Annotated in this window: 16 protein-coding genes; 12 read left to right on the plus strand and 4 right to left on the minus strand. The window is 40.9% G+C overall.

The features are described 5' to 3' along the window. Window positions 1-107: 107 nt before the first annotated feature. Both IGI73_RS03540 and IGI73_RS03545 read left to right on the plus strand, forming a co-directional pair. Window positions 108-1,400 carry a PTS sugar transporter subunit IIC gene (locus tag IGI73_RS03540; protein WP_005225288.1) on the plus strand — a complete coding sequence of 431 codons (1,293 nt, stop codon included), beginning with the start codon at window positions 108-110 and terminating at the stop codon, window positions 1,398-1,400. A gap of 25 nt (window positions 1,401-1,425) precedes the next feature. After that, window positions 1,426-2,856: a 6-phospho-beta-glucosidase gene (locus IGI73_RS03545; RefSeq protein WP_151196076.1), complete on the plus strand. Its 1,431-nt coding sequence runs from the start codon at window positions 1,426-1,428 to the stop codon at window positions 2,854-2,856. 42 nt (window positions 2,857-2,898) lie between these two features. Here IGI73_RS03545 and IGI73_RS03550 read toward each other — a convergent pair whose 3' ends face one another. After that, complete coding sequence (locus tag IGI73_RS03550; RefSeq protein WP_005225290.1) at window positions 2,899-3,543, minus strand: CPBP family intramembrane glutamic endopeptidase; 645 nt, start codon at window positions 3,541-3,543, stop codon at window positions 2,899-2,901. A 217-nt stretch (window positions 3,544-3,760) separates the two neighbouring features. Between IGI73_RS03550 and groES the strand changes: the two genes are divergently transcribed. The 5 genes from groES to IGI73_RS03575 all read left to right on the plus strand — a co-directional run bounded on the left by groES (window position 3,761) and on the right by IGI73_RS03575 (window position 9,178). Next, window positions 3,761-4,045, plus strand: a complete 285-nt coding sequence (gene groES, locus IGI73_RS03555) for a co-chaperone GroES (protein WP_005225291.1) — start codon at window positions 3,761-3,763, stop codon at window positions 4,043-4,045. 32 nt (window positions 4,046-4,077) lie between these two features. Beyond that, window positions 4,078-5,706 carry a chaperonin GroEL gene (gene groL / locus IGI73_RS03560; RefSeq protein WP_005237384.1) on the plus strand — a complete coding sequence of 543 codons (1,629 nt, stop codon included), beginning with the start codon at window positions 4,078-4,080 and terminating at the stop codon, window positions 5,704-5,706. Between the two features lie 803 nt (window positions 5,707-6,509). Continuing rightward, a complete protein-coding gene (locus IGI73_RS03565) occupies window positions 6,510-7,256 on the plus strand; it encodes a YcjF family protein (RefSeq protein ID WP_005225303.1) in 747 nt (248 codons plus the stop codon). A gap of 96 nt (window positions 7,257-7,352) precedes the next feature. Next, the gene (locus IGI73_RS03570; protein WP_151196073.1) at window positions 7,353-7,859 is read left to right on the plus strand and encodes a hypothetical protein; all 507 of its coding nucleotides are present in this window, start codon (window positions 7,353-7,355) and stop codon (window positions 7,857-7,859) included. Further along, on the plus strand, window positions 7,859-9,178 hold the full coding sequence (locus IGI73_RS03575; RefSeq protein WP_428207294.1) for a glycosyltransferase family 2 protein: 1,320 nt from the start codon (window positions 7,859-7,861) through the stop codon (window positions 9,176-9,178). The genes IGI73_RS03570 and IGI73_RS03575 overlap by 1 nt, the downstream gene beginning before the upstream one ends. A gap of 64 nt (window positions 9,179-9,242) precedes the next feature. On the opposite strand, the gene IGI73_RS03580 is transcribed toward IGI73_RS03575, so the two are convergent. Beyond that, complete coding sequence (locus tag IGI73_RS03580; protein WP_034858220.1) at window positions 9,243-9,941, minus strand: GntR family transcriptional regulator; 699 nt, start codon at window positions 9,939-9,941, stop codon at window positions 9,243-9,245. A 199-nt stretch (window positions 9,942-10,140) separates the two neighbouring features. Between IGI73_RS03580 and IGI73_RS03585 the strand changes: the two genes are divergently transcribed. The 4 genes from IGI73_RS03585 (at window position 10,141) to IGI73_RS03600 (ending at window position 13,827) form a co-directional block, all read left to right on the plus strand. Further along, complete coding sequence (locus IGI73_RS03585; protein WP_074932468.1) at window positions 10,141-11,520, plus strand: glycoside hydrolase family 1 protein; 1,380 nt, start codon at window positions 10,141-10,143, stop codon at window positions 11,518-11,520. A gap of 11 nt (window positions 11,521-11,531) precedes the next feature. Continuing rightward, window positions 11,532-12,845 (plus strand): PTS sugar transporter subunit IIC, encoded by a 1,314-nt coding sequence (locus tag IGI73_RS03590; RefSeq protein WP_016620624.1) that lies wholly within the window; start codon window positions 11,532-11,534, stop codon window positions 12,843-12,845. Window positions 12,846-12,996: 151 nt separating this feature from the next. Further along, window positions 12,997-13,296, plus strand: a complete 300-nt coding sequence (locus tag IGI73_RS03595; RefSeq protein WP_428207293.1) for a hypothetical protein — start codon at window positions 12,997-12,999, stop codon at window positions 13,294-13,296. 72 nt (window positions 13,297-13,368) lie between these two features. Then, on the plus strand, window positions 13,369-13,827 hold the full coding sequence (locus IGI73_RS03600) for a GNAT family N-acetyltransferase (RefSeq protein WP_005225310.1): 459 nt from the start codon (window positions 13,369-13,371) through the stop codon (window positions 13,825-13,827). A 255-nt stretch (window positions 13,828-14,082) separates the two neighbouring features. On the opposite strand, the gene IGI73_RS03605 is transcribed toward IGI73_RS03600, so the two are convergent. Next, the gene (locus IGI73_RS03605; protein ID WP_074932463.1) at window positions 14,083-14,922 is read right to left on the minus strand and encodes an AraC family transcriptional regulator; all 840 of its coding nucleotides are present in this window, start codon (window positions 14,920-14,922) and stop codon (window positions 14,083-14,085) included. Between the two features lie 114 nt (window positions 14,923-15,036). On the opposite strand from IGI73_RS03605, the gene IGI73_RS03610 reads away from it, so the two are divergent. Then, window positions 15,037-15,918, plus strand: coding sequence for a DMT family transporter (locus IGI73_RS03610; protein WP_428207292.1), 882 nt, complete (start codon window positions 15,037-15,039; stop codon window positions 15,916-15,918). A gap of 150 nt (window positions 15,919-16,068) precedes the next feature. Here the strand turns inward: IGI73_RS03610 and IGI73_RS03615 are convergent, their stop codons facing one another. Next, window positions 16,069-18,690 (minus strand): PRD domain-containing protein, encoded by a 2,622-nt coding sequence (locus IGI73_RS03615; RefSeq protein WP_087627037.1) that lies wholly within the window; start codon window positions 18,688-18,690, stop codon window positions 16,069-16,071. Window positions 18,691-18,734 lie beyond the last annotated feature (44 nt).

Here is an 18,734-nt window from a genome sequence, read left to right on the forward strand (position 1 = left end):
TCATAACTTAGAAAAGCTATAGGCAAGGGGAATATTATCCATTAAGATTTATTTGTAAGCGAATTCACTGGCCAGTGGATGGAATTTTATTTTAGGAGTGATGTGAGATGAACGAATGGATCAATGAGAAATTATTACCTCCAATATTAAAATTTGTCAATACGAAAGCAATCACTGCATTAAGAAACGGTATGCTCTATACGATGCCCTTTTCAATCGTAGGATCGATTTTCCTGCTATTAGCAAACTTTCCCGTCCAGTCGATTGCGGATTGGGTAACGAATAGCGGCTTAGGTGAATACTTCAACCAAGCCTATGGCGCCTCTTTTGCAATTATGGCCTTTTTCGCCGTAATGGGCATCGCCTATTCATATGTAAAAGCAGAAGGTTACGAAGGACTCCCTGCAGGAATGATTGGTTTAGTTATTTTCTTATTAACTATGGAGTCAAGTGTGACGGATGCTGAAGCAAATGTGACCATCGCAAATGTCATTGATAAGACGTGGACCGGTGGACAAGGAATGATCAGTGCCATCTTAGTGGGACTTTTTGTGGGTTGGGGCTATACGTGGTTCTTGAAACGCGACATCCGAATCAAACTGCCAGAGCAAGTACCCACCAATGTCGCAAACTCATTTACAGCATTGATTCCAGCCGCTGTTTTGACGACCATCGCATTAGGCATTTATATTTTCTTTGATAAAGTTTTTCAAACAACCGTGGTCGAATGGATCTACACCGTGATTCAAAGTCCAATGCAAGGGGTGACGGATTCCCTTGGTGGTGCAATGATGCTAGGCTTCTTAGTGCCATTCTTGTGGTTCTTTGGGGTTCACGGTTCGACGATCGTGGGCGGGATCATGGGACCAATTTTACAAGCCAATTCACTAGCCAATACGGCTATTCTTGAATCTGGTAAAGCATTGACATTAGAAAATGGCGGACACATCGTGACCCAGCAGTTTTTGGATCAATTTATGACGGTAACTGGCGCAGGAATGACGATTGGGATCGTGCTATACATGGTGGCTTTTGCCCGTTCGGCGCAGTTCAAACAATTAGGACGTCTTTCCTTGATCCCGGCATTCTTTAATATCAATGAACCAATTATTTTTGCGACACCGATCGTCATGAACCCAATCATGGTATTACCATTTATTTTGACACCGATGGTTTCAGGCGTGATCACGTATTTTGCACTTTATACCGGTATCGTACCGCTATTTACTGCTGTGCAAGTTCCATGGACGACCCCGCCGATCATTTCAGGTTTTCTAGTAGGTGGCATTCGGACCGCTATCTTACAATTTGTTGTTTTAGCAATCGGCTTCTTTATTTACTATCCCTTCATTCGTAAGGTCGATAGTTTGAACTATAAACAAGAAACAGAGATTGTTTAATACCAAGGAAGCAGGTTGAATAGAAATGAATAAACTAAGAAGCGATTTTTTATGGGGTGGCGCAGTCGCTGCTCACCAATTGGAAGGCGGCTATCGTGCGGGTGGAAAAGGCGTGAGTGTCGCTGATGTCATGACTGTCGGAGGCAACGGAATTCCTCGCCGAATCACGGAAGGGATCCAACCGGGCGAAAGCTATCCCAATCATGAAGCGATCGATTTTTATCATCGGTATCCTGAAGACATCAAGCTTTTTGCCGAATTAGGGTTGAAGTGCTTCCGAACATCGATTGCCTGGACCCGTATTTTTCCAAAGGGGGATGAGCGCGAGCCGAATGAGGAAGGCCTGGCCTTTTATGATCAATTATTCGATGAGTGTTTACGCTATGGCATTGAGCCAGTCATTACCCTGTCTCACTTTGAAATGCCTTATCATTTAGTGACCGAATACGGAGGTTGGCGTAACCGTAAGCTGATCGATTTGTTTGTCCGCTTTGCAGAAGTTTGTTTTACGCGCTATCAAAAGAAAGTGAAGTATTGGATGACCTTCAATGAAATCAATAATCAAGCAAACTATAAAGAAGATTTTGCGCCATTTACCAATTCTGGTCTGTTCTTTACGGAAGGAGAAGACCGAGAAAAAGTCATGTACCAAGCAGCTCATTACGAGCTCGTTGCCAGTGCAAAAGCGGTGGCGCTAGGACATGCAATCAATCCTGCGTTTCAAATCGGATCGATGATCGCGATGTGCCCAATCTATCCGTATTCTTGCGATCCCAAAGACATGATGGCAGCTACGGTGGCCATGCAACGGCGCTATTGGTTTTCAGATGTTCATGCCCGTGGGCACTATCCGAGCTATATGCGCAGCTATTTTGAAAGAAAACAATTTGATTTAGATATCACCCCTGAAGATGAAGCAGCTTTGGCGAAAGGGTGTGTTGACTACATTGGTTTTAGCTACTATATGTCTTTTGCGATCAAAGGCAAGGAGAATGATCCAACCTATGACTATGATGAGAGCCAAGATCTGGTGGACAATCCTTATGTCGATGCTTCTGAATGGGGCTGGCAGATTGATCCCGTAGGCTTGCGCTATGCCCTGAACTGGTTTAACGAACGCTACGAATTGCCGCTTTTCATTGTAGAAAATGGCTTTGGTGCGGTGGATACGGTGGAAGAGGATGGACAGATCCACGATGACTACCGTATTGACTACCTAAAAGCCCATATCGAAATGATGAAAGAAGCAGTAGCTTATGATGGCGTCGACTTATTAGGTTATACACCGTGGGGCATCATTGACTTGGTTTCTGCGGGGACAGGGGAAATGAAGAAACGCTATGGTGTGATCTATGTGGACAAAGACAATGAAGGAAATGGAACCTTTGCTCGTCAGAAGAAAGATTCATTTGCATGGTATCAGCAAGTGATTGCGTCCAATGGCACGAAGGTCTAAAGAAAAAAACGTTACGCAAAATTTCTGCGTAGCGTTTTTTCTTTAGGGCATTTGGATATAGCCGTAATGAAGCAATAACTGAATAATAATAACTAAAGTGTTCATTCCCACATGGGTGATCATGGAAGTCCAAATACTGCCGGTCAAAGCATAAAGCCCAGAAAAGAACAGTCCTAAGAAAATATAGACTAAGAGATGATTGTCATTGTGGGCAAAGGCAAAGGCTACGGCGCTGACCACTACACCAACCCAAACATTGCTGTATTTCCCAATGATGCCAACTAAGGCTCTGCGGAAGACAAATTCCTCCATAATTGGCCCACCGACCATTGCTGCGAGAGCAAAGAGTGGGTTTTGCACCACGATGGCAATGATGTTTTCGGTATTTTGCGAAGCGCTGACTTCTCCGAAAAAGGATTCGATAAAGATGGCTAGATTTTGCAACAAAATCGCTGCGACAATGCCGGTTAGCCCGTAAATAAGAATCGCTGAGACTTTGGTTTTTTTGTGTTCAAACGATAGCGGTTCTGTTTGTTTGAAATACAAGAAAAACATGATCGCTGCACCAGCTAAGTAACCGATCGTTGTTGCTGCTACTTGATGTCCGCTAGGGACGAAGGCGATCGGTAGAAAAAAGACGATGCCGTAAGTAAGAATCGTGGACAAAGAATATTTTGATAAAGACATAGTTGTTTCCTCACACTCCTTTGCTTCATTATAGACTAGGTTGCTTCTAGAAACAAAAAATCCTACTATATTTATCAATCAATTAGAAATGCAAAAAAAATTTAGCAAAAGGCTTGCAAAAATTTGGGAAAATGAGTAATATTGAAACTGTAAGTTAGCACTCGATACAAGAGAGTGCTAATGCTAAATTCTATAACATTCATTGGAGGGATTTATCGTGTTAAGACCATTAGGTGATCGTGTGATTATCGAAGTCGCAAAAGAAGAAGAAAAAACTGTAGGCGGAATCGTGCTTGCATCAGCAGCAAAAGAAAAACCACAAACGGGTACCGTTATTGCAGTCGGCGAAGGACGCACGCTCGAAAACGGTGAAAAAGCTCCTGTTGCTGTCAACGTTGGCGAACAAGTAATGTTCGAAAAATACGCTGGCACAGAAGTGAAATATGAAGGAACAGAATATTTGATCGTTGCTGCAAAAGATATCATTGCAGTAGTAGAATAAGAAAAATAAAAAATACTTGAGGTGATGAAATCATGGCAAAAGAAATCAAATTTGCAGAAGACGCACGCGCAGCAATGCTTCGTGGGGTAGATAAATTAGCAGATACAGTAAAAGTAACCTTAGGCCCTAAAGGTCGTAACGTGGTTTTAGAAAAATCTTACGGTTCACCATTGATCACAAATGACGGTGTAACGATCGCTAAAGAAATCGAATTAGAAGATCATTTTGAAAACATGGGCGCAAAACTTGTTTCTGAAGTCGCTTCAAAAACAAACGATATCGCTGGTGACGGAACAACGACTGCTACGTTATTGACACAAGCAATCGTTCGTGAAGGATTGAAAAATGTCACCGCTGGTGCGAACCCATTAGGTATTCGTCGTGGGATCGAAATGGCAACAAAAGTGGCTGTAGAAGAGCTACACAACATTTCATCAATCGTTGACTCAAAAGAAGCAATCGCACAAGTTGGTGCTGTTTCTTCTGGTAGTGAAAAAGTTGGTCAATACATCGCTGATGCAATGGAAAAAGTCGGCAATGATGGTGTTATCACTATTGAAGAATCAAAAGGGATCGAAACAGAATTAGATGTTGTGGAAGGAATGCAATTTGATCGTGGTTACTTATCACAATACATGGTAACTGACAACGATAAAATGGAAGCAGCGTTAGAAAATCCATACATCTTGATCACTGACAAAAAAATCTCTAACATCCAAGATATCTTGCCATTGTTAGAACAAATCTTACAACAATCAAAACCATTATTGATCATCGCTGATGACGTTGATGGCGAAGCATTACCAACACTTGTATTGAACAAAATCCGTGGAACATTCAATGTTGTTGCAGTGAAAGCACCAGGATTTGGTGACCGTCGTAAAGCAATGCTAGAAGACATTGCGATCTTAACTGGTGGTACAGTGATCACTGAAGACTTAGGTCTTGAGCTGAAAGATGCAACCATCGATAACTTAGGTCAAGCAAGCAAAGTGGTTGTGGATAAAGACAACACAACAATCGTTGAAGGTGCTGGTGAAAAAGAAGCAATTGACGCACGCGTTCAATTGATCAAAAACCAAATCGCTGATACAACTTCTGACTTTGACCGTGAAAAACTACAAGAACGCTTAGCAAAACTTGCTGGTGGGGTTGCAGTGATCAAAGTTGGGGCACCAACTGAAACTGAATTGAAAGAATTGAAATTACGTATTGAAGATGCATTGAATGCAACACGTGCCGCTGTTGAAGAAGGCATGGTCTCAGGTGGGGGAACTGCCTTAGTGAATGTCATCAACAAAGTTGCAGAAATCGAAACAGATGGCGATGCAGCAACAGGTGTCAAAATCGTTTTACGTGCCTTAGAAGAACCAGTTCGTCAAATTGCTGAAAATGCAGGCTACGAAGGTTCAGTTATCATCGACAAATTGAAAAACGCTGACTTAGGCGTTGGTTTCAATGCAGCAACTGGCGAATGGGTAAACATGCTAGAAGCTGGGATCGTTGACCCAACAAAAGTGACGCGTTCTGCATTACAAAACGCAGCTTCTGTTGCCGCATTATTGTTAACAACTGAAGCAGTCGTTGCCGACAAACCAGAACCAGCAGCGCCAGCAGCTCCTGCAATGGACCCATCAATGGGTATGGGCGGCATGATGTAAGCAAGCCTTGAGAACTCCTCTTTTGAGGGGTTCTTTTTTTGTGCGATCAAAAAATACTTCAACACAGAAAAAGACAAAAAACCTTTCTTCTTAGTATTCTAAGCACCAAAGAATTGGTTCATTGCTTGAATAAAAGGAGAAAGGATTGGTAGATATAAGCTATCTATTTGTCTTGTAAAGGCAGCGAGTTTTGTAAGGAACGTCAATCACAACCGTTCCCAAAATCCCTGCGCAAAACCAGTAATAAATTCGTAGAGAGCCGGCAGTATCACCGAAATACATAAAACGGCAAAGACCATTTTCTGAACAGCAGTTAATTGTTTGAGGAAATGGTTTTTTGTGAACAATAAATACGCGATACAGATAACGGCAAGCAGCTGCAATAGATCAAATAAAATGGACAAGAAAATCACCTTTTCTGATTAGATTGAATGGACGATAGAATGATGGATTCTCTCAACATAGAGCAAAGAGTTGAATGATATGGTTCTGAGAAAATGTGAAGATCAACGTTTATAAAGAAACGGTATTTCGACTCCAAAGAATGCGAAGATCCCGCTTAAAAGAAAGTAAGTCAATAAGCCTAGATAAAAAAGGACTTTCCAATTCAATTTCTTTTTCATTCGATCCACTCCTTTTGTGTATCATAGCATAAAAAAACGATAATATAAATAAATAATCTAAAGATGCAAATTTGCATTTTTCAGCAAGTGTAAGCTCTCTCAAGCTACATTTTCGCTATCTTGAAAAACCTGAGCTAAAATAGAAAGAGGAACAAAATCATGGCTCACTTTGATTTTTAAATGAACAACGAGTCGAAAGAAGGAGACATTTCTTTGAAAAAACCATGGATAAAACGCAAAAAGAAGCAAAACGAAAATGAATTATTAACGGAACAGTCCGTTCAAGTCGAGCAAAGTCAAACGAGAGAAGAGCTGCAAGAAGAAGCGGAGTTTACTTCTTTTTTTGCGGATGTCATGAAGCGAATGCCGAAAAAATCGGCTGCCCTTGTGATGAAAGGCTATGACGGATCAAAAGCCCAGGCGGAAAAAGTGTTAGCGAAAAGCAAGGATCAATTTGATCAGGTGTTTGAGGAGTTTTTGGTTGGCGTAGATGATGAAACGCGGAAAAAAGCCCACCGCACGATCCATGCGGCTTCTTTGACGGCGGCGATCATCGGCTGTTCACCGATTCCCTTTTCAGATGCAGTGTTACTTGTGCCAGTTCAGATGACAATGATGGCCCGTTTGTATCGTATTTTTGGGCGAACATGGCGTGAAGGGTTAGCGAAAAGTATTTCGAAAGAGCTAGTCGTTGTGAGTTTTGGTCGCAGTGCCGTTGGCAATATCTTGAAATTTGTCCCAGCAGTCGGCACCGTTGCTGGAGCTGCAATCAATGCCAGTGTGGCTAGCGGTATTACCGAAGCATTAGGCTGGGTGACTGTCAAGATGCTGAATGATGGGGAAGATGTGTTTGAGCAAGTGATGTCCTTTAAAGGCCAATTTCACACGCTGTTCAATGCGTTGAAAGTTGGCAAGAAATCTAAGTGAGACAAACAGAAGAAGAACGAAGCAGGTCCAGACGACTTGCTTTTGTTGCTTCTTTTTCTTCACAGCAAATAAAAAAAAATTTAAGGAGTGAGTAAAATGAAACAACGAGTGACACGGGAAGAAGTCAAAGAACGGTTGGTCACCGATGCGTATTTTCAAAAAGGTCGTTCCGCTTTAAAGACCCGCCAAACGATTTTGACGATTCTTGCTTGGCTGATGGTCTTGGTTCCCTTTGTCTGGCTGGCCATTCCGTTGACGCTGCCGAATCTGGCGGATCGGATCGCCTTTCGAACCTATTTAGAAGAAGCAGTCACTTTCGAATTTCTAGCGTTATTTTTAGGCATTTCTTTTTTGGTTTTAGTTCTTACGTTTACTTTATTAACTTTGAGAAACAACCGCCGCTTCAAACGATTGCTGCAAAAGCAATCGATGCATGATGAAGCTGCTTTGGAAAAACGCAAAGAGTTGCTAGAAGCATTTTACGAAGAACGCTTCGGGACGAAAGAAGAACGCCACGGGGCAAAATACTACGCGGTTGCACCGGAGCAAAACATCGGAGAAAGAGAGATCCAAGAACTTTTCCGTAGAAATGGGGTGGGCTGATGGTTGTCAATTTTGATACTGGGTTCCCGTGGTTGGACACATTTTTAACAGTCGTTTTGATGATTCTCTTCACGTATCCAATTTTAGGTGGCTTTGCTTGGTTCATCGGGGTGATCTGCAATCGTTTTTTGTTCCGTTATCGACAATTAGAGTGGATACCGATCCCCGAAGTGATCGAGCCGATGATCACGATTATGGTACCAGCTCACAATGAAGAAATCGTTATTGAAGACACGATTCATTATTTAATGAATAATCTGAACTACAGCAATTATGAGGTGTTGGTGACTGATGATGGCTCAACGGATCAAACTCCTGTGATATTAGACCGATTGATGGAACAGTACCCAAATCTAAGAGTGTTGCGCATCGAAAAAAACCAAGGAAAAGCCCATGCCTTTAATATTGGGGTAGGGTTTGCCAAAGGGGAATTGATCTTGAGCAACGATGCAGATACGGTTCCTGAACCTGATGCGTTATGGAAATATGTCAATTATTTCATCCGCCAAGACTCCATCAATATCTCTGCCATTACGGCGAATATGGATGTTCAAAATCGCACAACGATCGTAGGGAAATCACAAACCGTTGAATTTTCAAGTATCGTAGGAATTATCAAACGGACCCAGCAAGCCGTTTTCGGCGTCATCTATGCCTATAGCGGTGCCAATACGATGTATCGCCGCGCGGCATTGATGGACGTGGGTCTGTTTCGACAAAATCGAGCCACAGAAGACATCAGTATTGCCTGGGACCACCAATTCCGAGGTTGGCTGTCTTTATTTGCTTCACGAGTGATGTTTTTCATGGAGGTGCCAGAAACACTCAAGATGCTCTACCGACAACGGAAACGCTGGGCGAAGGGCGGTACAGAAGTATGGCTGACCAACTTTAAAAAGGTCTTTTTGCATCCTTTTGAAAACATTGGTCGAACCGCTATGTTTGTCGATCAAACATTAAGTATCATATGGTCATTCTTTTTCTGGCTTTCATCTGCCTTGTTTGTCTTCTATCTGATCTATTATGGTGCAACTGGGAATTACGAACGGATCTATCATATGTTTACGATGGCCTTTCTCTTCGTTTGTTTCGAGATGATTGCGGGGGTGATGCAGCTATTTACCAGCCTCCTGGCGGATGATAACCGCAGCAAGCTGAAGTATTTCCGTTTTGCTCCTTTTTACATGCTGTTTTACTGGATGATCAATGCCATAACGATCGTCACTACCTTTATTCCAGCCGTCAAGACCATCCTTGGCTACGGCAGCGGCGTTTGGGTCAGCCCTGAGCGAACGGCGAAAAAAACCGGAGAATCTTAACGAATTCACCTTCCCTGGACAATAAAAACAAGTCTGAGTTTTCTTCAGACTTGTTTTTTTGCCATTAAGGTTCAGAAAGATAGTAAATCTCACGATTTTGGTAAGGATAACGAGTTTGCGAAAATTCGAAGGGTCGTCCGTCGGAGAGACGAGCAACTTGTTCCAATTCTAAGATCGGATCATTCGGATCGACTTCTAAATATTTGATATCATAGGAATCTGCTTTGTCGGCACGGATTTTACGTATGGCGGGACCTATTTTGAGATGTAAGGAATCAGTGATATATCGATAGATCGAGTGTTCAAGGATCGCCATATCAATATCGGGAATGGTTTTGATGGGCATGATCGTGTACTCCAATTCAAAGGGTTCGTTATCAACATAGCGCAGTCGTACGATATCATAAACAGGTTCGTTTTCTCGCAAGGACAAGTAATCCATTTCGTTGGCTTCTGGAAAACGTACATTGAAACTAATGATTTTACTTTGCACTTTATGCCGCCCGCCATATCGGTTGACTAGACCGATATACTCATTGATCTGTCCTTGGTAGGTCGCTGAATTGACATAGGTGCCATGACCTCTTTTGGTGGAAATCAGGCCTTCTTGCTTCAGTTGATTTAGCGCTTTTTGGATCGTCATTCGCGAGGTTTGAAATCGTTTGGCTAACGCCGTTTGTTCCGGTAGTTTTGATAAAGCAGGAAAAACTCCTTCATAAATATCCGTCCGCAACTGATCAACGATCTCTTTGTATTTTGTCATAGTCATCACTCCTTATGTAAAGAAATTCATGGACTTGAGTTTTGTTTGAAGGGGATAAAAACAAGGTCTATCACTAAAGAATCCGCTGAAATTCACATGTATAGAAAAAGCTTTACATATGTTTTTGAAAAATTTACATGCCTGTTTCACCTAATTATAATAGGTTTTGTAAGCGAATACAAATGATGGAGGAATCAATATGAAAAAATTTTACTGGGGAAACAGTGTCAGCAGTATGCAGACAGAAGGTGGTTGGAATGAAGGCGGTAAAAGCTTATCCGTTTATGATATACGGGAAGCTTCGGAACAGGCTAGCGATTGGCATGTAGCAAATGATAACTATCATGCGTATACAGAAGATTTTGATTATATGCAAGATTTGGGGATGAACATGTATCGTTTCCAAATTTCTTGGTCAAGGGTCGTTCACGATGGAGATGGTGCCTTTAATGAAGAAGGGATCGCCTATTACGATCGTTTTATTGATGATCTGTTAGCTCGAGGGATCGAGCCTATGATTTGTTTGTACCATTTTGATATGCCTTTGCATCTGGCGAAAACCTATAACGGGTTCATCAGCAAAGAAGTGAAGGACGCATTCATTCGTTTTGGAAAAGAAATGGTAGATCGTTTTGCGGATAAAGTCCATTATTGGTTAACCTTTAACGAACAAAATCTTTTTCACCAAGACCATGGTTTTAAGATCAGCGGTTATTTAGAAGGGGAAGAAACGACAGAAGAATTGTATCAGATTTTCCACAATGTCATGGTTTGCCATGCAGAAATCTGTAATTATCTTCATGAAACAACAAATGCGAAGATCGGCGGCATGCTGGCGTATTCTGAGGCGTATCCAGCGACTTGTCGTCCACAAGACATCAAAGCAGCAAGAGAGTTTGATGAATTTGCGAACTTTACTTTATTAGATTGCTATGCGCACGGCAAGTATTCGGCAGCACAAGACCGATACGTGAAAAATCATCAACTCAATATGAATATTTTACCTGGGGAATTAGAAGCGATCGCAGCGCAGAAAAATGATTACATTGCCTTTAGCTATTATGCTTCTTCTACCTTGAATGCTGAAAAAATTCCTGAAGGAACGCCGCCGAATCGGTACATGACTTTTGGAAAACAAGACAATCCGTATATTAAAACGACGGAATGGAATTGGCAAATTGATCCGCTCGGCTTCCGTGATGTCTTAAATAAAGTCTATCAGCGGTACCGGTTGCCAGTGTTTCCGATTGAAAACGGGATTGGTGTCAGAGAGCATTGGGATGGCAAAGAACCGATTCAAGATGATTACCGTATTGCCTATCATCAAGAGCATATTCGAGCGATGTTTGAAGCGATGGTGGAAGATGGAGTGGTCTGTCTTGGGTATCTTGGTTGGGGGCTGATCGACATTTTGAGCTCGCAAGGTGATATGGAGAAACGATACGGACTCGTGTATGTCAATCGTGGCAACCATGAGTTGCGAGATATGAAACGTGTACCGAAAAAATCGTATGAATGGTTCAAAGAAGTGATCAAAACCAATGGTAGTACGATCTATACAAACCCATATACAGAATAGGAGGAACAAAAATGGCAGCAGAAAAGCGCACGTTTTTAGATAAATTTACAGAGTTTTCGGTCCGTCTCGGCAATCAGGTTCATCTCAAAAGTCTTCGTGATGCGTTTGCGACCTTAATGCCTGCCTTTATTATCGCAGGGATCGCTGTGTTGTTTAATAATGTCTTCTTTCCATGGTTTTTAGAAGGGGCTGCCTTGGCGCGAATGCAAGTGTTTGGCAATTCCATCACCAATGGAACATTGAATATCGCCGGTCTGCTGATCGCCCCGATGATCGCTTATTTTCTTTGCCGCAACAAAAACAATCCGAGCGCCATCAATGCAACCTTTGTGGCAACGACTTGCTTAGTGGTCATGTTGGCGATGGCTCATGCCGTGATGCCAGAAGGCGCTCAAGCAGAAGTGACCATCAGTGGTGTGATGCTATTTGACGATGTCGGGACCAAAGGGATGTTTTCTGGAATCATTTGTGGGTTAGTTGCCACGGAATTATTTATTCGACTGTCAGAAAACAAGCACCTAAAAATCAATTTAGGGGATCAAGTTCCTCCTGCCGTCAGCAAATCCTTCAGCACGTTGATCCCTGCTATTTTGGTGATTTCCTTCTTTGCCGTAGTTGCGACCGTGCTAGCAGCCTTTGATACCGACCTGATTCAAATCATTTCAACAGTGATCCAAGAACCACTGCGTTTATTGAACACATCGATTTTTGGGTTCTTGATCATCTATTCAACGGGCAATTTTTTGTTTACTTTAGGCATTCACCAAACCGTCATCAATGGCACCTTGTTAGATCCATTGCTGTTAGTCAATATGAATGAAAACATGCAAGCCGTGCAAGAAGGCGCTACGCCACCCAATATCTTAAATTCAGCATTCGTGACGGTTTTCGCACAACTAGGCGGGACTGGATTTACGATCAGCTTGATCATTGCAGTGCTCTTATTCGTCCGCAATTACCAACCTTTTCGGGATGTCGTCAATCTATCCCTAGCTCCGGGTATTTTTAATATCAACGAGCCAATCATCTTTGGTTTACCGATCGTCTTCAATTTACCCATGATCATTCCCTTCGTTGCAAGTCCAATTGTGGCGACGTTGATTGGCTACTTTGCTACCGCAGTAGGATTCATTGAGCCACTTTCTGTGATGGTTCCTTGGACGACACCACCAATTCTTAGTGCATTGTTGGCATCAAAAGGGGATTTTAAAGTTGTTTTGGTTCAAGTGATCATCATCGTCGTCTGTGTAGCAATCTATTTTCCATTTTTAAAAATCGCTCAACGGGTTGCAATCAAATCTGCTGAATTGGAGCGGGCAGAATAAACAAAACAGGATGAATCCTATACTAGAGTGACCTACAAAAGTTAGAACAAAATTCTAACGTTTTGGGGGTCACTATTTTTTGAGGTGATTTTTTACTAAGTTTCTATTTTGAACTTTAATTAAATGGTATACTATCCCAAAAGGAGCGACTATGAAACTTTCAGAAATGCAAAAAGCGATTTATCAAAACAAGATTGATCACCAATTCAATGTCACAAATATTGAAAAAGAGTTTTTGGCTTTATATGGTGAAGTAGGGGAAGCCTTTGACGCGTATCGGAAGCAACAAGAGGTAGGAGAAGAATTGGCGGATGTGGCGATTTATCTTCTTGGGATAGCGGAAATCCTTTCCATCGATCTTGAAGCAGAGATTCATAAAAAAATGGCCGTCAACCAAAAGCGTCGTTATACGAGTTATGGCAATGGCTATGCCAAACGAATCGATAAATGATACACGCACAAAAACTAGTGGATTCCTCGAGTATAGGCCCTTACCGAAATAGAAATGGAAGCAGGAGATAGGATGGAAAAGAACGTAAGCATGCGTGAATTAACCACGGCGGATTTAGCAGAAGTCGTGGACCACTATATTGCTGTATTTTCAGCAGAACCATGGAATGACCAATTGACAGTGCCGCAAATCACCGACTATGTATCATCAATGATGGCAATGAATACTTTTATTGGTTATCGACTAACAGACCGAGCATCGAATGAATTGATTGGCCTTTCATTAGGCTTTATCAAGCCCTGGTATCAAGGAAAAGAGTATGTGATCGATACTTTTTTAATTACTGGCACGCACCAAGGAAAAGGCCTTGGTTCCACTTTTTTAGAAAGGATCAAAGAGGATCTGCTCAAGAAAGAGATCCCAACGATCCTGTTAGATACTGAAGAAAGTATGCCAGCAGCGGATTTTTATAAAAAGAATGGCTTTAAACCGCTACCAGATAATGTGAGCTATTATTTATCTCTAGAATAATAATAGCTTGTCAATAAATAAAAAAGTCTGCGAAAAAATCGCAGGCTTTTTAGTTATGCACAGTTTCAACAGGTTTATCCACAATATGTTGTAGGAACATGTTTTCGCCTACTAAATATTGGGTGTGTGGTTTTTAGAAAAGGATTTCAAAGAGATTCTTATGGACCAATGAGCGTAAAAGTGAAAAAAGTACTGAAACGCTTATAGAATATAGCAAAATTTATCTAGATGAGAGGCTCTGTTGGTACCGATCAGCTAATTTCTATCATCTTCGCGATAGGTCTTGCGATACTGTAGCGGCGTTAAACCAAATTTACGCTGAAATCTTTTGCTAAAGTAGCTCAAGTGATTGAAGCCAACGTGGTAGCAGATGGTTGAGATCGGCTCATCCGTTTCGATCAATAGGTTTTTGGCTTGAGACAATCGATAATCAATCAGATAGTTGATTGGGGTCAATGTCGTGTATTGCCGAAAAAGGGCGGTACAAGTACGTGTATTGATGGCAGCAGCTTTAGCGATCGCAGGAACCGTTAATGGTTCTTGATAATGCTCATGGACAAATGCCAGCATTAAGTAGATAGTTTCTTTCTTTGGTGAAGCAGGTCTTGCAGCCATTAGCTGTGAAAGGGCAGCTAAAAACAATTCATAGAGAGTAAATCGTTGTTCAATAAGCAGAGGCAGACGCACGGTTTGAACAAATGCTTGATGTTGGGCGGTTAAGGTTAAGCGCCGATAGCTGCGGGTGCGATCGTGGACTAATTGTTCGATCGCTTCTTTAAAAACAGGGTCAGCGATAAAGCCTGAAGAAAAATCAAAGCAGCAATATCGGACGTTTTCTGAAGCTAAAACAGCACCATGGAGTACACGGCTATTAATAATGATCGCCTCATTCTTGCTTAGCAAAATTTGCTCGTCGTCTATCGTATACACGAAGCTACCTTCTTCGACCCATACAATTTGCAGCTCGTCGTGCCAATGCAGAGGCAATTGGTCGCCACGCTTTTGTTGCAAGCAACGTTGATAAATTGCGAAGGAGCGATTTGTAGTTGTATGTTTGGTCGTTTCTTCGTTTTCTTCTGTGCGTTCAAAGTACATACCGCACCACCTTTTTACAGAATAGTGTTAAAAACAATCAGGATATTGACAAAAGTTCACTATCTGATTCGGTATAATACTAACAAAGTAAAGTGAAAGACAAAAGGTGTTTTTATGAAAAAAACAGTTGGGATTGTTTATGCTTGTTCAGCAGCAGCTTTGTGGGCAGTTTCTGGCATCGCTGGACAAATTTTATTTACGAAATATAGTATTTCAGCAAATTGGCTCGTTTCAACACGATTGGTTCTTTCAGGGTGTTTGTTGCTAAGCATTGGGTTAAAGGATCGCGCCCGATTGATTTCCCCATTTCGGGAGAAAAAGGACTTCATTCAGCTGCTCTTGTTTTCTTTCTTAGGCATGTTTCTCGTTCAATTTACCTACTTTAAAACGATTGAGCAAAGCAATGCTTCGTTTGCAACGATTATTCAATATACAGGACCTTTCTTTGTTTTACTCTATGCCGCGATAGCCAAAAGGCAGCTCCCCTCTTTAAAGACATGTTTCTGGTTATTGGTAACCTTACTTGGTGTGACGGCTGTGGCATCAAAAGGACAGATTGAGCAATTAGCGACTTCCCAATCTGCACTAGGCTGGGGGTTAGCATCAGCGATATCACTAGCTTTTTATTCTATACAGCCGCGTAAACTCTTGCAAAAATATGGGAGTTTACCAATTGTCGGCTGGGGGATGTTGATTGGTGGAGGCTTGGGGAATGTGGTTCATCCAATGTGGCAGATCGGTAGTCAACTGAACGTTCAAGTAATTCTTTATTTGCTGGTGGTCATTTTATTTGGAACAGCACTAGCGTACTTGATTTTTTTAACAAGTTTACGCTATTTATCCTCAACACTTGCAACAGTTTTAACAGCAGTTGAGCCACTGCTGGCTGCTTTCTTATCGATCATTGTTTTTCATGATCACTTCACAGTGGTGGAGCTAGTAGGATTTATGGCAGTTATAGGGAGCATCATGTGTTTACAAAAAAATATGGAGTGAGTTAAGTAATGAAGTAATAGAATAATGAAATCTCTCTATGATCCTTTATCAATGAAGGAACATAGAGAGTTTTTTTTGTTATACCCATGTCAAAAGGGTTACCCACCAAATATTAGGAGAACTTATTTTCGCCTACTAAATATTGTATGTTTAGAGTTTTTTGATGATGAGAAGGATAGTGGAAAGTTCCAAATCGTTGATCAAAACATCGAAGCTTTTTTCTAATTTTCTTAAGATCTTTGCAATAATCAAAGCATCTTGCTTAAATGTTTTCATTACAGCGAGATTTGCTTTGGCAATGTTGGGTGAACGATTTTCTAATAACCGTTCGATCAGACAAGCTAAGTGCATGAATAAGCCAATGGATTGATCAAGGGAAAGAGGATAAAGGGCGCAAATCTCATCAATGACTTCTGGCAAGACCATTTTTAATTTGCCAATGTCGGTATACTTGAACGAATCAGCTAAGTAATTATAGACTTCTGTGTAATCAAAGAATTGCGTCTTTACGGGCTCAAATAAAAGTAAGCGATCGAGTGTTTCCTTTGGTGTCTCAAATACTTTCCCAATTGAGATAAAGGGAATACCGAAAATGTTAGGATCATAAGTCCCGACAAAAGCATGTACTTTATAGACTTTCTTTAAGTTACTCACTTCTTTGATTAGTTCATTTCTCGAAGAGATAGCCAGTGCTTTAACTTTCATACCAAGTTTCGAGTAACTTTCGATGTACCGTTTTAGTTGTTCTGCGCCTCCTTCTCCGGTATGGCATAAAGTAATGATCAATTCATATCCTTTTTCCGCTTTTTGTAACAAGTCGTTCATACTCATACTGACCGTGTGATAGACATAATCAATATCGGTTTCCATTGCACTTTTTCGAGCTGCTTCGATGCCGATAAGAGTTATAGGTAAGTAAATCAGTCGAAGCTTACAATTTAATTCCTCAGCGATCGTTTCAACAATCGTTTTTATTGAACCCATATCATAAAGAACGATCACACCTTGTCCTTGATCAATTCGTTTGATGACTTGTTTAATTTCGATCATCGACTGGCGAGGTGTGCTATCAAGTTTCATGTCGTAGCTATAGATGTTATTTGTCTGAGTCAGCATGTTTGTTGTTTCAGCCAATGAAGAAGCTGTTCGATTTCCATGCATGATATATAACAATACTGGATGACCTGTTAATTGAGTCTGCTCTTGGTTAATCAGAAAAAGTAAAATCAGAATGATCTCATCTTTTGGTAAATTCAAGTTGAGCTGCTTTTTTAATTCAATCGAAAGCTGAACACTTAGCGCATATTCCTCAGGGTATTGTTGAATAAATTGAGTGACTTCCTCTTGCGAGAGGGTTTGTCGATTGGAAGCCAGTGTCAATAAGGAGTTGATATGAAGACAAAGCCCATAAAATACGCTTGATTTAAATTCTCTGTTGAGTTCCTTTTTACAGGTTTTTAGCCAGAAATCAACAATTTGAATGACTTTAGCATCGACGATTTTTGCTAATTGAGTAATGTTATATTGATCATCAAAGACATTGTAATAGTTGTACTTATTAAAAAGATTTTGCACATACTTGTTCATTAGGGGAGTGATCGTTAATTCATTGATGCCGCTCTCCGAAAGTGATTGATATTGATTGCGAATCTCCTCATAAAGGTATAAGCGTTCATTTTTTCCAAATTCTTTTAAGTAACCCTCATTCTTATCATAAATAATATGCTCAACATTTCCGAATAGCTCGTCGAAAACCATCGCATTTTCTTTCACCCGTAACAAGCTCTGTTTGATTTCTGGTTTGAAATCAGCGAGGGAAAGAGCAATATCTTGGTCACCCTCATTGATTACGCGAACATACCCTTTGGCACAAGCAGCTGTAATATCCATTTTCAGCTCTTTTACTTGATAAGAAAAATTTGCTAACAATAGACCTCGGATCACTTCTGAGGGAACAACGATTGTACGTCTAGAATGAACGGCTTCTCTGGAAAAGAAATGATTGATCAAGTCAAAACGTTCTTTATAGGAGCGCTTCTCTATTTCAGGCAATTCGATCGTCAGTGGAATCGCTTGATTAATTAAAAGTTCTTTTGAAGGCATGATTGATAAGATCACCATCACATTATTCGGCTGAGATTGCTTTTTTTCTTGAAATAGGGGGATTTTGTTGTTTAAAAAATCTAAAATTTTGTTTTGCTGCTTCGTGTTTAATGAATCGTATGCTTCTAGAAAAAGAATACCAGACCAAGCTTTCTCAAATACGCTATTGGCATAATCCTCGTTGGTTCCGAAAAGATCCTCATCAAGCAAATGAGGATCTTTGGAATAATTTCGACAATTAATTTTTATATAAGGAGCTTCTTTAGTCAGCACCTGTCGCTGTTTGGCAAAATCTACTAGTGTATCAACAAAGTAACTAGTACCACAGCCTGGTTTGGCTTGAATCAGCACATTTAATGGATTTTTTGGATATAAGACGGCGGCTTTTGCCAATTGAATCGCATTTTTAAGACTTTGATTGGCACCAATGATGACGTCAAATGCATCCTTTTCAGCGATTGGTTCTGCTAAAGAATAGAGAACAGGTCTCGATGTGGATTTCACTAACTTCTTTTCTTGAACAAGTTGATTAAGAAGGGTGCTGGCATTCGATCTTTGTAGGTTCAATGCCTCAGCAACCTGCTTTGTAGTCAGACCATTCACTTGTTCTTGATTGGTGTAGATTTGATTTTGGATAAAGTCAAATACGATAGCTTTCATTCTACTCATAGTTTTACTCCTTTGAAACATTCTCAATGTATTGGCTTAGAAAT

This window comes from Enterococcus sp. DIV0755f (genome assembly GCF_051713725.1).
Lineage (GTDB): Bacteria > Bacillota > Bacilli > Lactobacillales > Enterococcaceae > Enterococcus_D > Enterococcus_D casseliflavus.

What these genes read in the sequence shown, in the direction of transcription:
- IGI73_RS03590 (WP_016620624.1), top strand. Translation starts at nt 11,532, where the DNA reads ATGGCAGCAGAAAAGCGCACGTTTTTAGATAAATTTACAGAGTTTTCG.
- IGI73_RS03605 (WP_074932463.1), bottom strand. Translation starts at nt 14,922, where the DNA reads ATGTACTTTGAACGCACAGAAGAAAACGAAGAAACGACCAAACATACA.
- IGI73_RS03595 (WP_428207293.1), top strand. Translation starts at nt 12,997, where the DNA reads ATGAAACTTTCAGAAATGCAAAAAGCGATTTATCAAAACAAGATTGAT.
- IGI73_RS03545 (WP_151196076.1), top strand. Translation starts at nt 1,426, where the DNA reads ATGAATAAACTAAGAAGCGATTTTTTATGGGGTGGCGCAGTCGCTGCT.
- IGI73_RS03580 (WP_034858220.1), bottom strand. Translation starts at nt 9,941, where the DNA reads ATGACAAAATACAAAGAGATCGTTGATCAGTTGCGGACGGATATTTAT.
- IGI73_RS03550 (WP_005225290.1), bottom strand. Translation starts at nt 3,543, where the DNA reads ATGTCTTTATCAAAATATTCTTTGTCCACGATTCTTACTTACGGCATC.
- IGI73_RS03540 (WP_005225288.1), top strand. Translation starts at nt 108, where the DNA reads ATGAACGAATGGATCAATGAGAAATTATTACCTCCAATATTAAAATTT.
- IGI73_RS03565 (WP_005225303.1), top strand. Translation starts at nt 6,510, where the DNA reads ATGAACAACGAGTCGAAAGAAGGAGACATTTCTTTGAAAAAACCATGG.
- IGI73_RS03615 (WP_087627037.1), bottom strand. Translation starts at nt 18,690, where the DNA reads ATGAGTAGAATGAAAGCTATCGTATTTGACTTTATCCAAAATCAAATC.
- IGI73_RS03570 (WP_151196073.1), top strand. Translation starts at nt 7,353, where the DNA reads ATGAAACAACGAGTGACACGGGAAGAAGTCAAAGAACGGTTGGTCACC.
- IGI73_RS03575 (WP_428207294.1), top strand. Translation starts at nt 7,859, where the DNA reads ATGGTTGTCAATTTTGATACTGGGTTCCCGTGGTTGGACACATTTTTA.
- IGI73_RS03610 (WP_428207292.1), top strand. Translation starts at nt 15,037, where the DNA reads ATGAAAAAAACAGTTGGGATTGTTTATGCTTGTTCAGCAGCAGCTTTG.
- groL (WP_005237384.1), top strand. Translation starts at nt 4,078, where the DNA reads ATGGCAAAAGAAATCAAATTTGCAGAAGACGCACGCGCAGCAATGCTT.
- IGI73_RS03585 (WP_074932468.1), top strand. Translation starts at nt 10,141, where the DNA reads ATGAAAAAATTTTACTGGGGAAACAGTGTCAGCAGTATGCAGACAGAA.
- IGI73_RS03600 (WP_005225310.1), top strand. Translation starts at nt 13,369, where the DNA reads ATGGAAAAGAACGTAAGCATGCGTGAATTAACCACGGCGGATTTAGCA.